The organism is Streptomyces sp. NPDC025784 (assembly GCF_055558435.1).
This window is the reverse complement of record NZ_JBVHMN010000023.1, coordinates 87,371-100,820: the sequence shown is the minus strand read 5'-3', so window position 1 is coordinate 100,820 and position 13,450 is coordinate 87,371. Positions and strand designations below refer to the sequence as shown.

9 protein-coding genes and 1 pseudogene are annotated in these 13,450 nt (G+C 71.3%); 5 read left to right on the top strand and 5 right to left on the bottom strand.

Translation table 11 applies throughout. From position 1 onward, the window contains the following. The first annotated feature begins 135 nt into the window (after nt 1–135). Complete coding sequence (gene nucS / locus ACZ4IF_RS37675; protein WP_095936694.1) at nt 136–807, top strand: endonuclease NucS; 672 nt, start codon at nt 136–138, stop codon at nt 805–807. 95 nt (nt 808–902) lie between these two features. Here the strand turns inward: nucS and ACZ4IF_RS37670 are convergent, their stop codons facing one another. Together ACZ4IF_RS37670 and ACZ4IF_RS37665 are read right to left on the bottom strand one after the other, a co-directional pair. Further along, nucleotides 903–1,928, bottom strand: a complete 1,026-nt coding sequence (locus tag ACZ4IF_RS37670) for a recombinase family protein (protein WP_467571540.1) — start codon at nt 1,926–1,928, stop codon at nt 903–905. Nucleotides 1,929–2,081: 153 nt separating this feature from the next. After that, nucleotides 2,082–2,978, bottom strand: a complete 897-nt coding sequence (locus ACZ4IF_RS37665) for a helix-turn-helix transcriptional regulator (RefSeq protein WP_467571537.1) — start codon at nt 2,976–2,978, stop codon at nt 2,082–2,084. Nucleotides 2,979–3,196: 218 nt separating this feature from the next. Here ACZ4IF_RS37665 and ACZ4IF_RS37660 point away from each other — a divergent pair, with 218 nt between their 5' ends. The 4 genes from ACZ4IF_RS37660 (at nt 3,197) to ACZ4IF_RS37645 (ending at nt 6,944) form a co-directional block, all read left to right on the top strand. Then, entirely contained in the window at nt 3,197–4,174 is a 978-nt protein-coding gene (locus ACZ4IF_RS37660) for an aldo/keto reductase (RefSeq protein WP_467571534.1), read from the top strand. A 52-nt stretch (nt 4,175–4,226) separates the two neighbouring features. After that, nucleotides 4,227–5,255, top strand: a complete 1,029-nt coding sequence (locus tag ACZ4IF_RS37655; RefSeq protein ID WP_467571531.1) for a zinc-binding dehydrogenase — start codon at nt 4,227–4,229, stop codon at nt 5,253–5,255. A 35-nt stretch (nt 5,256–5,290) separates the two neighbouring features. Beyond that, nucleotides 5,291–6,142, top strand: a complete 852-nt coding sequence (locus ACZ4IF_RS37650; RefSeq protein ID WP_467571528.1) for an aldo/keto reductase — start codon at nt 5,291–5,293, stop codon at nt 6,140–6,142. 100 nt (nt 6,143–6,242) lie between these two features. Next, nucleotides 6,243–6,944, top strand: a complete 702-nt coding sequence (locus tag ACZ4IF_RS37645; RefSeq protein ID WP_467571525.1) for a flavodoxin — start codon at nt 6,243–6,245, stop codon at nt 6,942–6,944. Between the two features lie 18 nt (nt 6,945–6,962). Here the strand turns inward: ACZ4IF_RS37645 and ACZ4IF_RS37640 are convergent. The 3 genes and pseudogenes from ACZ4IF_RS37640 to ACZ4IF_RS37630 all read right to left on the bottom strand — a co-directional run bounded on the left by ACZ4IF_RS37640 (nt 6,963) and on the right by ACZ4IF_RS37630 (nt 13,373). Next, a pseudogene (locus ACZ4IF_RS37640) lies at nt 6,963–10,104 on the bottom strand (Tn3 family transposase). Between the two features lie 168 nt (nt 10,105–10,272). Next, nucleotides 10,273–12,813, bottom strand: coding sequence for an ATP-binding protein (locus ACZ4IF_RS37635; RefSeq protein ID WP_467571522.1), 2,541 nt, complete (start codon nt 12,811–12,813; stop codon nt 10,273–10,275). 236 nt (nt 12,814–13,049) lie between these two features. Continuing rightward, nucleotides 13,050–13,373: an STAS domain-containing protein gene (locus ACZ4IF_RS37630; RefSeq protein ID WP_028804243.1), complete on the bottom strand. Its 324-nt coding sequence runs from the start codon at nt 13,371–13,373 to the stop codon at nt 13,050–13,052. Nucleotides 13,374–13,450: the final 77 nt, after the last annotated feature.

Genomic DNA, 13,450 nt, shown 5'->3' with positions numbered 1-13,450 from the left:
AGCAACGGAAGGTGACGGCACCAGGAGAATGCGCACATAGCGAACTCCCAGTAGGCACACAATCAGCCACCGCAGAACATGCGCCTTCCAGGGCGAATCGCGTGCACCCGGGCCCGTCGAGTAGCGTTGTCGACCATGCGTCTCGTCATTGCCCGCTGTTCCGTGGACTACGCGGGCCGGCTCACCGCCCATCTCCCGTCGGCCCCCCGCCTCATCCTGGTGAAGGCGGACGGCAGCGTCTCGATCCATGCCGACGACCGGGCCTACAAGCCCCTCAACTGGATGTCGCCGCCCTGCACGCTGAAGGAGGGTTCCGGTGACGAGGAAGGCACCTGGACCGTCATCAACAAGGCGGGCGAGAAGCTCATCATCACGATGGAGGAGGTCCTCCACGACTCCTCGCACGAACTCGGCGTCGATCCCGGCCTGATCAAGGACGGCGTGGAAGCGCACCTCCAGGAGCTCCTCGCCGACCGCATCGAGACGCTCGGCGAGGGCTACACGCTCATCCGCCGCGAGTACATGACGGCCATCGGCCCGGTCGACATCCTGTGCCGGGACGCCGAGGGCCGGACCGTCGCCGTGGAGATCAAGCGGCGCGGCGAGATCGACGGCGTCGAGCAACTCACCCGCTATCTGGAGCTGTTGAACCGCGACCCGCACCTCGCGCCGGTGCGCGGTGTCTTCGCCGCCCAGGAGATCAAGCCGCAGGCCCGCGTCCTCGCCACGGACCGCGGCATCGGCTGCACGGTCCTGGACTACGACGCGCTGCGCGGCATCGAGGACGACAAGCTGCGGCTGTTCTGACCCCCTGAGGGTCCCGCCGGGGCAGGGGAGAGGGCCCGCACCGTCCGTGGACCGGGTGTGAGTAGTTGCGGTACAGAAAGTGCCGTTGAGATTGATCATGCTCCGGCTGGCGGGGTGAGCGGATCGTCCGGGTGCCGGATGCGGACTCGGCGGGGGCGGGGGATGTCGTCGGCGTTCTGGAGGTCGGCGAAGTCGGCGTGCGCCTGGGCGACGGCTTCGGGGTACGCCTCCTGCTTCTCGTGCTCGGCGAGCGCGCGGTAGATGCTCGCGACGCTGGGGGCCTGGCCCTTGCGTTTGCCGGTGGGGATGATCAGATCGGGCTGGATCTGTTCGACCGACTCGCCGTTCGCCCGGCGGCGGAGCACGGTGTGCAGCATGTCCTCGGTGATGACGGGCGGTCGGCCGCCGTGCTTGCCCTTGCGGGCCGCCGCGTTGAGTCCTTCGAGGGTCGACTCCCGGATGTTCTCCCGCTCGGTCTCCGCCATCGCCGCGAAGAACGCGAACAGCAGCCGTCCGGGCCCGCTCGGGTCGTAGATCCCGGACAACGGCCCGGCGAGCATCTCCAGGACCAGGCCGTGCGCGGTGAGGTGGTCGGCGAGCGCGGTGAGCTCGGCGGCGTCACGGCCCAGGCGCTTCATCTCGTAGACGGTGAAGATGACCCGGCAGTGTGGGGCGTGGGCCTTGATCTGGCGGGCAAGGGCGAGCGCGGCCTCGAACTGGGGGCGGACGCGCACGCGGGTGCTGATCTTCTCGGAGAACACCTTGTCGCGTGGGATGCCGTGCTTGGCGAGGGCGTCGAGCTGGGACTGGAGTTCCTGGGTGAGCGTCGAGCAGCGGGCGTATCCGATGCGGATGTCGGCGCTCGGGGTGTCCGGCGCGGGGGCGAGCGGGACCGGGGTGCCGGGGCGCCAGGGCTGGCCGGGGCCGCGGTCGGCGGGGGTGGGCACGCGCAGGAGCTTGGCGAGCCGGGGCACCTTGGTGAAGCGGCCGGTGTGGTAGGTGCCGGCGACTGCGCCGGAGCGCGAGCGGCACGGTGAGCCGGGTTCGGCCCGGCAGCGCGGGCAGGGGTGGCGTTCGACGTCGTCCGCGTTGCTCGGGGAGGCTTCTTGAGGGGCCGTCATGGCACCGGATGCTGTCACAAACGATTCTCAGAAGTGCCCCTAACTCACCTTTGAGTGAGAACGAGTTCTGCGAACCGAATCGCCGGGTCGTGATCACCGGGACGCCGTATTTGATCTTGCTCGGGCAAAGGACCCCGTTTGTGAGAACAGCGGTCAGGGCGATGCGTGCGGAACTTCCCGGTGGGGCACGGGTGCGGGCGCAGTCATGTCGAGCAGGAGCATGGCGTCGTGGTCGGGTGTGCCGGGTTCGGCGGTGTAGACGCCGATGCGCTGGCCGGGGGTGCCTTCCAGTTGCATGGACTGGGAGGTGAGCGTGAGGGCGCCGACGCGGGGGTGGTGGAAGGTCTTCTGTGCGGGCTTGCGGCCGGTGACCTCGTAGCGTTCCCACAGCCGGGCGAAGTCGGGGCTCTTGAGGAGGAGCTCGCCGACGAGGTTGGTCAGGTCCGGGGCGTCGGGGGCGGTGCCGGCGACGGCGCGCAGGCGGGCGACGCAGGCGGTGATCTGGCGGTCCCAGTCGCCGAAGAGATCCCGCGCGGCCGGGTGGAGGAAGAGGTAGCGGGCAAGGTTGCGGTGCTTGGCCGGCCAGTCTTCCAGGCCCGCGTACAGGGCGAGGCCGCCGGGGTTCCAGGCGAGCATGTCCATGCTGCGGCTGATGACGTACGCGGGGTTCGGCCGCAGGGACTCCAGCAGCAGTTTTAGGTGGGGGCGCACGGTGCGGCTGGGTGCGGGCGGAGGCTCGGGGGCGTAGCGGGCGGCGCGGGCGGCGAGCTCGCGCAGGTGCTGGTGCTCTTGGTCGTCCATGTGCAGGGCGCGGGCGAGGGAGTCGAGGACTGCGGGGCTGGGGCGGGTCTCCTTGCCGCGCTCCAGGCGCACGTAGTAGTCGATGCTGATGCCGGCGAGGGTGGCCAGCTCCTCGCGGCGCAGTCCGGGGGTGCGGCGGATGCCGGCGCCGACGGTGAGACCGACGTGTTCGGGGCTGGTCTGGGTGCGGCGGGCACGCAGGAAGCGGCCCAGCTCGGCGCCTTCGCTGTGCGCGCTCTGGGATGCCATGACTCCAGTTTCACCCGGTAGGCAGCCGTGCCGCGGACGGGAGGGGGGCCCTGTCATTACCCCTGAAGAGCCCGCCCTGCCACACCCGAGCAATCCGGGCGAAGGTGAATGAGGAAGACGCCGGCCTCGTGCGTCGCCCGGGCTTCGACGGGCACGGCTTGCTGGGCCGGGCAAGAGTGAGAGACCAGGCGAGCGAGACCCATGCGGAAGAGGGCGAGATGCGGTACATCAAGCTGCGTGACCTGGAGGTTTCCCGGATCGGGCTGGGTGCGATGGGCATGTCCCACGGCTACACCGGTTCCGGTACCGATGACGCGGAGTCGATCAGGACCGTGCACCGGGCGCTGGAGCTGGGCGTCACGCTGATCGACACCGCCGAGATCTACGGCCCCTACACCAACGAGGAGCTGCTCGGGCGGGCACTGAAGGGCCGCCGGGACCAGGTGGTGCTGGCGACCAAGTTCGGCCTGGTCTCGCACGGCGGCGAGGGTCCGTGGAACCTGGACTCCCGCTCGGCCAACATCCGCACCGCGGTCGAGGGTTCCCTGAAGCGGCTGGGCACCGACTACATCGACCTGTACTACCAGCACCGCGTCGATCCGAACACGCCGATCGAGGAGACCGCCGGCGCCGTGAAGGAGCTGATCGACGAGGGCAAGGTCCGCGCCTTCGGGCTCTCCGAGGCCGGTCCGGACACCATCCGCCGGGCCCACGCCGTCCAGCCGGTCACCGCGGTCCAGTCCGAGTACTCCCTGTTCACCCGGGGAATCGAGGAGCGCGTGCTGCCCGTCCTGCGGGAGCTGAACATCGGCCTGGTGCCGTTCTCCCCTCTCGGCCGCGGCTTCCTGACTGGCACTGTGCGTTCCACCGACCAGTTCGACGAGAACGACTTCCGCCGCGATAACCCGCGCTTCACCGGCGAGAACTTCCAGCACAACCTGGCGCTCGCCGACGAGGTCAAGGCCCTGGCCGACGAAGCCGGTGCCACGCCCGGTCAGGTGGCGCTGGCCTGGCTGCTCGCCCAGGGCGACGACATCGCCCCGATCCCCGGCACCAAGCGCGTGGCTCGGGTCGAGGAGAACACCGCCGCCGACGCGGTCACCCTCACCGCCGAGCAGCTCGACCGGCTCTCCAGCCTGCCGCCCGCCGCCGGCGCCACCCACATCGAGGCCCAGGCCCGGATGCTGGAGCGCTGACACCGCCCCGTCGCGCCCCTCCCCACCCCCCCTGTTTGGAGCAATCCCCCTCATGCGTGCAGCAGTGATGTACGGAGCCGGTGACGTCCGCGTCGAGGACCGGCCCGACCCGAAGATCGTCCGGCCCACCGACGCCGTGGTCCGCGTCGTCGCCTCCTGTGTGTGCGGCAGCGACCTGTGGCCCTATGCGTCGATGCCTGCCACCGATACCGGCCGCCCCATGGGGCACGAGTTCCTCGGCGTCGTCGAGGAGACCGGCGCGGACGTGTCAGGCCTGAAGGCCGGTGATCTGGTCGTCGCCCCGTTCACCTACAGCGACAACACCTGCGACTACTGCGCCAAGGGTTTGCACATCTCGTGCCGCAACGGCGGCCGCTACGGCTTCGACGGCGTCGACGGCGGGCAGGGCGAAGCCGTCCGCGTCCCCTACGCCGAGGGCACCCTGGTGAAGCTTCTGGTGGCCGCCGACTCCGCGCTGCTGCCGTCGCTGCTGGCGCTCTCCGACGTGATGACCACCGGCCACCACGGCGCCGTCACCGCCGGCGTCGGCCGGGGGGATGCGGTGCTGATCGTCGGCGACGGCGCGGTCGGCCTGTGCGCGGTGATCGCCGCCAAGCGGCTCGGAGCCGAGCAGATCGTGCTCGCCGGCCGCCACGAAGCCCGCACCAGCCTGGGCCGCGAGTTCGGCGCCACCGACGTGGTCGCCGAACGCGGCGAGGAGGGCATCGCCCGCATCCGCGAGCTGACCGGCGGCGTGGACAAGGTCATCGAGGCCGTCGGCACCCGCCAGGCCCTCGACACCGCGCTCGGCGCGGTCATGGACGGCGGCACCATCAGCCGCCTAGGCGTCCCCCAGTACGAGCAGGGACCGATCGGCCCCGCCGAGTTCATGCGCAACATCACCCTGACCGGCGGCGCCAGCCCCGCCCGCGCCTACGTTCCGCAGCTGCTGCCCGACGTCCTGGACGGCACCATCACCCCCGGCCGCGTCTTCGACCGCACCTTCCCCCTAGACCAGGCCCCGGATGCCTACCGGGCCATGGCCGACCGCCAGGTCCTCAAGGCCCTCATCCGCCCCTGACCACCCTCCCACGCGCACAGCGAAGGACTTCCCCCATGCAGCACGTGACCTTGAACAACGGCGTGCAAATGCCGATCCTCGGCTTCGGCGTCTACCAGATCCCCGCGGAGGACACCGAGCGCGCCGTCTCCGAGGCCCTGGCCGCCGGCTACCGCCTGCTGGACACCGCCGCCGCCTACGGCAACGAAGAAGCCGTCGGCCGCGCCATCAAGTCCAGCGGCATCCCGCGCGAGGGGCTGTTCGTCACCACCAAGTTGTGGGTCCAGGACGCCCCCGCCCAGGACAACACCCGCCGCGCGTTCGAGACGTCCCTGAACAAGCTGGGACTGGACTACCTCGACCTGTACCTGATGCACCAGCCCTTCGGCGACGTCTACGGCCAGTGGCGTGCCATGGAGGCACTCAATCGCGAGGGCCTCGCGAAGGCGATCGGCGTCGCCAACTTCTACCCCGACCGGCTGATCGACCTGATCATCAACAACGAGATCACCCCGGCCGTCAACCAGATCGAGACCCATCCCTTCTTCCAGCGCGCCGACTACCAGGACCTCATGCGCGAGCACGGGGTGCAGATCCAGTCCTGGGGCGGCTTCGCCGAGGGCAAGAACGACCTGTTCACCAACCCGCTGCTCGCCGAGATCGGCAAGGAGTACGGCAAGTCCGTCGCCCAGGTCGTACTGCGCTGGCTCACCCAGCGCGGCGTCATCGCCATCCCCAAGTCCGTACGTGCCGAGCGCATGGCCGAGAACATCGACGTCTTCGACTTCGAGCTCACCGACGAGCAGATGGCCCAGATCGCCACCCTCGACACCGGCAGCTCCCTGTTCTTCGACCACCACGACCCCGAGATGGTCACCTGGCTCGCAGGGCGCCGCCTGGGCAGCTGAGCACTACCAGATCTCCTCGCCGGGCGGGTGCCGCGGAAGCAGACGCCCGGGGCGCCCGCCCAGCCCCATCCAGTCCACGGTTCACCGGGAGCCGTCCACCGTGATCACGCCACAGCACCACGCCGTCCTGCCGAGCCGGCGCACCCTTCTGCGCGGCACGCTGCTGAGCGCAACCGCCGCTGCGAGCGCGACCTACCTGACGGGCTGCTCATCGTCCTCCCCGCGGTCCGGCACCCCTACCTCCTCCCAGTCCGCCGCGACGACCGGAAGCACCGGGAAACGAGTCCTGCTGGCCTACTTCTCCCGACCAGGCGAGAACTACTACCACGGCGGCCGTACCGACCTGAAGGTCGGCAACACCGAGGTACTGGCCGAGAAAATCGCCGACCGCATCGCCTGCGACACCTACCGCATCCAGGCCGCCGACCCCTACCCGCACGACTACGACGCCACCGTCCAGCGCAACGTCCGCGAGCAGGACACCGACGCCCGCCCGGCCATCGAAGGCCGCCTGCCCTCCCTCGACGGCTACGACACCATCCTTCTGGCCAGTCCCATCTGGAACGTCCGAGCCCCCATGATCATGACGACGTTCACCGAAGCCCTCGACTTCCGCGGCAAGACCGTCCACCCGGTCACCACCTACGCCATGAGCGGCCTGGGCACCACCGAACGCGACTACGCCGCCTCCTGCCCCGGCGCGACCATCGCCGAGGGCCTGGCGGTACGCGGCGAAGAAGTCAACGACGCCGACACCGAAGTCGAGGCATGGCTGCGACGCACCGGGCTGCCCACCCGGTGACCGTTCCTGCCGGGTACATCACGGCTCGCCGTCCTCGTCACCGTCCTCGGACGCGTCCGGGTCACGGAAGGGGCGCAGGCCCTGGCCGGGGCCGCTGGCGGTGATGTTGAACAGGTAACGGCCCAGGAAGTTGATATGCCGGTCCTTGAGCGGGGAAAGGCGGGCGGCGTCCTCGTCCTTGATGTCGTGGCCCTCGGCGCGCAGCCGCGCCACGGCGGCGTCCAGGTAGCGGGTGTTCCAGAGCACGACGGCGTTGATGACCAGGCCCAGGGCGGCGAGCTGGTCCTCCTGACCCTCGCGGTACGCCTGGCGGATCTGGCCCCGGCCCCCGTGGCAGATCGCGCGGGCGAGCCGGTGGCGGGACTCCTGCACGGTGAGCTGCCGGCTCATCAGCCTCCGGTAGGTGTCGTCCACCGGGTCGACCAGGGCGAGCAGGTGCATGGTCTTGTCGATCCGCCCGTACTCGGCGAACGCCGCCCCCAGCGGGGTCGGGTGCCCCTCGCGGCCGAACATCCGCAACAGGTCATAGGCCCGCACCTGGTTGGTGATGAGCGACCCGGCCACCCGCAGCATGTCCGGCCAGTGCGTGACGACCTTCTTCAGGTTGACCTTGTTGCAGGCCACGTCCTCCAGCGGCCCGTACCCGGCGGCCGGCGCCTCGCCGTCGGGCAGGTCGGCCCGCCAGAACCTCTGGTCCGCAAGGTCGCGGAAGCGCGGGGCGAAGCGGAAGCCGAGCATCTTGTACAGGCCGAACGCCATGTCGGAGTACGAGGCGTTGTCGGTCGCGACCATCTCCGGCTTCACCCCGCCGTCCAGGTTCAGCAGCGTGTCCAGGGTGTAGAGACTGTCGCGCGGGGTGCCACGTACGACCATCGCGCCGATCCCCGCGACCTGGTCGTTGACGGCGTTGAGCCAGGTCACACCGCGTTTGAAGCCGTAGTACTTCGGTGAGGGGCCGGTGTTGATGCTCTTGACGGGGACGACGAAGCGCAGGCCGTCGACGGAGGCGAGCAGCCCGCCGCCCCATATCTGGGCCAGCTCGATGCGGGACTGCACGGTGATGAGCGCGGCATTCGCCGGGGCGATGGTGTCGGCGCGCAGGTAGTTCTGGTCGACGTGGGACAGCCGCGAGCGGGTCAGCGCCTTGTTCTCCGGGTCGATGACCGGGGTCAGGCCGATGTTGCAGCTCTCCGCCACCAGCAGCGCGACGAGCGAGACGAGCAGGCCCTCCATGGGGGTGCGCCGCTCGGAGACGTGGCCGAAGGCGTCGAGGAACCCGGTCCAGGAGTGGACCTCGAACAGCAGGTCCGGCAGGTCGATCCTCGGGAGCATCGCCTCCGTGGTGGCCTTGAGCCAGGTCAGCGACTCTGGTTCGCCCACCGCGCCAAGCTTGTCCACCGACAGGCGGCCGCGTCCGCCGCCCTCAGGGACGACAATCTCCACCTTCGCGTCGGCGCCGGCCTCCTCCAGGCGGTCGGCCATCTGCCGCCATGCCGCGTCCAGCCCCCTCACGAGCTGGGCCAGGTGCTCGTCGGCGTCCTCGGTCAGGGACAGGCCCGCGAGCACGTCCGCGCGCAGGGCCTCCCACCGCGGACCGTCCAGCAGCCGGGCGCGCGGGTCCGCCCACCGGTTCGACGGGGCGGCGAACACATCACGCCGGTTCAGGGCACGGTGCAGCTGCTCCAGGACGCACACCACGTACGCGTCGCGGTCGACCGCGCCCTGCGGCAGCTTGGCGTTGGAGAACACCGCGCGCTTCCACATCGCCGGCACCAGCTCGGCGTCGACCTCGCGGGGCAGCAGCGGCCGGTCCTTGACCCGGCGCCGCGAGAGCGCGGGCAGGCGCCGAAACGGCCTTGAGGATGCGCCGACCGGCCGGGGCGGCGCCCAACGCGTCCGACTCTCCCAGCAGGGACAGGAACGGGCGCACGGTGTTGTAGCGCAGGGCCAGCTTCTCGCGCATCGCCGCCTCGGCCGAGCCGTCGTCGTCGGGCACCAGGGCCTCGACGGTCGCCACCGCGCCGGCTACCGCCGTGCGCGGCACGGCCTCCTCAACCGCCGCCCACAGCGCGGCGACGTCCAGGTCCGCCTCGTGCTCGGTGACCAGGTCCAGCTCCTCGGTGAGGATCTTCGACGCCTTCGCCAGGATGCGGGCCGCCTTCTCCAGCTGTGGCAGCGTCGCCAACCGTTCCCGGTCCGAAGCCCGTCGGGCCGGGCTGATCAGCCGGTTCGCCATCAGCACCGCGAACAGGTCCAGCGCGTCGTCGACCGCCTGTGCCTCCAGCTGACGGACCACCGCCGTCAGCAGCGCGGTCCGCCGCGGCTCCGGCGCCCGCAGAATCGTCTGCGCCTTGCTCAGCTGCCCGTACCGGGCCAGCGCGGACAGCCTGTTCACCGGCACCCTTGAAAGGTTCACCCGGCCCAGCGCGAACGCGGAGATCTCCTCCACCCGCTCCATCGCCCGCACCATCGCCGTGCCCGTCGACTTCACCGGCGGCGTGCGCAGCCGCTCCAGCTCCGAGACCAGCCGTCCCTCCGGCACCACCAGCAGCTCCGCCAAGGCCGACGCGAGCACGGGATCGGCCCGGACCGTCGCCCGGGTCACCGCCTCGTACAGGCGCCGCTCGGCCGCTGTACGGGCCTCCGACACCTGCCGGGCCAGCACCGAGACACCCGGCAGCAGCACCCGGTTCTTCCGCAGCCACGTCACCGCGTGGTTGAACAGCGCCACCGGCCCCTCCGCGTGCGTCCACGCACGCCCGTACAGGAACCCGCGGAACTCCCGCCCCCACCGCCGATCGGTGAAGTCGCGGTACCTGAACCGCTCCTGAATCTCCTCCGCATGCTCGTACGGCGTCCTGCGCCGCTCGGGGTACCGCTTCACGCACGAGGCGTCCTCGATACCGAGCTGCCCGGCCAGGTACTCCACGACCTCCCACGGCACCGCCAGCGGATTGTCGCCCAGGAACCGACCGATGTAGCGGACGGTGCAGATCTGCACCGCCATGCCCAGCCGGTGCGCGTCCGTACGCCGCAGTGCGATCAGGTCACGGTCGTCGTCATCGAGGAAGAAGAACCGCTCCGGCTCCGGGCGCGTGGGCGCCTGGGGGAACGTCCCGTACGCCTCGGCCTGCTCATCCGTCAGAAACTCCACCGGCACGAGCCGGACCGTAGCCAGCGCCAACAGCCGCCCGGGGACCTTTCCACGAACCCCAGCGGCAGCGGCATTCCGTGTGCTAGCCGACCATGATCAATCTCAACGGCACTTTCTGTACCGCAACTACTCACACCCGTGGACGGTGCGGGCCCTCTCCCCTGCCCTGTGCGATCAGATCAGCGCGCCACCGGGCGACGCGGCGGTGCCGCTGCTCGCCACCCCGCTGCTCTCGGGGGCGCTGGCCGTGGTGGCCGGTGCGCTCGACGCGGGGCCGCTCGCGCTGTCCGACGTGGTCGGCGTCGTCGACGGCGTGGTGGTCGTCGGCGTCTCCGTCGGAGTCGGGGTCGTCGTCGGAGGCTTGGACGTGGACGTCGGAGGCTTCGAGGTGGACGTCGGCGGCTTGGACGTGGACGTCGGAGGCTTCGACGACGAGGACGGCGGCTTGGTCGACGGCTTCGAGCTGTGCGAACCGCTCGGTTCGTCGGACGGCTCACCGCTGTCGGTCGCCGACGGCGGCGTCGGGTCGTCCGACGTCCCGTAGGTGCCGTCGGGGCCCGGGTCGGTGGGCGTGGGCACCGACCCCGTGTCGGAGTCGGAGTCGCCGTCCTTCTTCGCCTTGTCCGCGCCCAGGCTGTCGTCGTCGCCGCCCTGGGTGGCCGAGGGGTTGACCCCGACCTTCTCGGACGGGGGGTTGTCCTCGTGGTTCGAGGTCGCGCCGAGCGTCACCACGGTGCCGAGCACCGCGACGAGGAGCGCGCCGGCCCCGGCCGCCACCAGATTGCGGCGGGTGCCGCTGACCAGCCGGCCCGCGACGCCCATGGGCTTGCCCGCGGAACGGTCGGGCTCCGCCCGGCGGGTGACCAGCGTCGTGGGTTCGGCGGGCGGCTCGGCGAGCACGAAGGCGGCGGGCACCCCGCCGGGCGGTGATGCCGACTCCTCGTAGCGCGCGCCGGACACCTCCTCCCCGGCAGCGGTGCTGGCGCCGGACCCGACGGTCCCGGAACGGTCGGCGACCAGCGCGAGGGCGCGGCGGCCCGCGACGGTGCCGCGCTTGTCGGCGAGCGCGCCGCGCAGCCCGATGGACGCCTCCAGCTCGGCGCGCGCCCGGTCGAGCTGGCCTCCGCAGAGCGCGAGGATGCCCAACTCGTGGTGGAAATAGGCCTGTTCGGCGACCTCGCCGGAGAGCCGGGAGACCTCGGAGCCGGCGCGCAGCATGCGTTCCCAGGCGCTCCAGTGCAGTCCGGCGGCGAAGGCGGGCGCCGCGGTGCGGGCCAGCCGCACGCCCTGGTTCTCCTCGTCCTCGTCGTCGAGCGGAGCCGTGGAGAGCGGCACGAGCACGGTCAGGGCGGCGAGCAGGGCGTCGGCCTCGGCGCACACCCGTTCCGGGGTGACCGAGGGGTGGCCGGCCCACCAGGTGTAGTGCCGGGCGGCGGTGAGGGCATGCTCCGCCAGGTCGTCCGTGTATCCGGCGGCCTCCAGCTGGGTGAGCACGCCGGCGGCGAGCCGGTAGCGGGAGCCGACCGGGGAGACCAGCGCGCAGTTCGCGAGCTCGGCGAGCGCGGCGTCGGCGTGGGTGTCGCCGACGAGTGCGGGCAGGTGCGCCTGGTGCGGGACCTCGCCGCCGAGCGCGACGGCGAAGCGCAGGGTGGTGCGCGCCGAGTCGCTCAGCCGGGACGCGAGCAGCGCGGCGGGCGCGGCACCCTCGGCGAGCGAGGGCAGCGGAACGTCGTGGCCGTCGCCGGCGTCGAAGGGCGCGTCGACCGGCGCCTCCTGGAAGACGCCGAACTCGTCGAAGGCCTCCTCGCTGGCCCGCAGCCGGTCGCGCTGCCGCAGCAGCGCCCCGGCCTGCACGAAGCGCAGGGGCAGGCCCTCGGACTCGAACCAGAGGTCGCCGGCCCAGTTCGCCTCGTCCTCGGTCAGCTCGCGCCCCACGGCCCGTGCGAGCAGTTCCAGGCCGCCGCTGCGGTCGAGGCCGCCGAGGAGCACCTCTTCGAGGAGCGAGTCGGCGGACGGCGCGGGGACCTCGGGGGTCGCGGCGATCAGGAAGGCGCACTCGGGGGTGGCGTCGAGCAGTTCGTCGAGCGCGCTGCCGCCGATCTCGGCGTCGTCGAGGACGACGACCGCGCCGATCTCGTGGACGTGCCGGAGCAGCTCTTCGTGCCCCGGGCGGTACAGGGGCGCGGAGTAAACGGCCGCGAACAGGTCGTGCAGCAGGTCGGCCGCGGTGCGCCGGTGACCGGAGAGGCGGACGACGCCGTCGGGGGCGAGGTCCGCGCAGTCGTCGGCGACGGCGTCGAGCAGGCTTGTGCGGCCCGATCCCGACGGTCCGGTCAGGCGCACCGAGCGTCCGCGCGCGAGGAGGCGTACGAGCCGCTCACGCTCCTCCTGGCGCTCCAGGAGCGGCAGCCTGGGCTGTGCCGGGCCGGGTGGTACCGGCGGCCGGCCGGCGCGGGCCGGCTCGGCCCGCTCGGCGGCGCTGAACTTCACCGGCGGCTGCGGCCGCTCGTTCGGCGGGCAGTTCTCTATCTCGCTGCCGTCGACGGGATTGACCGTGAGCAGGAAGTCGCCCGCGACGAGCTGGACGGTGCGGGCGAGTGCGGGCGAGTGCTGACCGAGGTCAGCGGTGAGCGGGTCACGAGGCGGGCGCGAACGAGGCGCCTGGCCGTCGTCTTCATGGCCGTACTCTTCGGGTCCCCGGTTGTTCGGGTCCATGTTCCAAGCCCCCCAAAAGCGTCGTGTGCCAAGCCCCTCCCGGCCTTGCTGCACACCGCGCTGTCGCTTCTGGTCCGGTGCCCGCTCTCAGGGTTTCGGGCGGCGGGCAGCCGAACCCTAAACCTTCGCACAGTATCTATGAACAGGCGGGGTACCGCGCCGTCCGAGACGTCACAGCTTCGTGAGGATTGTGCGCGTGGTGCCTTTGGTACGCCGGTCGGGACGGGTACGAGGGCTCACACCCGGGGCAGGGAGTCGACGCCGATGCCGCCCTCGATCGCCAGGATCCGGTGCAGCCGGGTGGCGACGAGGAGGCGTTGCATCTGCGGTGGCACGCCGCGCAGCACGAGCCGTCGCCCGCACCGCCCGGCCCGTCGGTGGGCTCCCATGATGACGCCGAGTCCGGTGGCGTCCCAGGAGTCCAGTTCGGACAGGTCCAGCACCAGGTCGCCGGCTCCGTCGTCGACGGCCGAGTGCAGGACGGTGCGGGCGTCCGCCGCGCTGCGTACGTCGAGGCGGCCCCCGACGACCAGCTCGGCGTGGTCGCCCCTGATGTACATATGCGCTCCCCGAGAGTGCGTCTCGTACTCCGCGTTGTGTCTGTGTTGCATCGTCTGACTGGCTGAGGCCCGCAGAG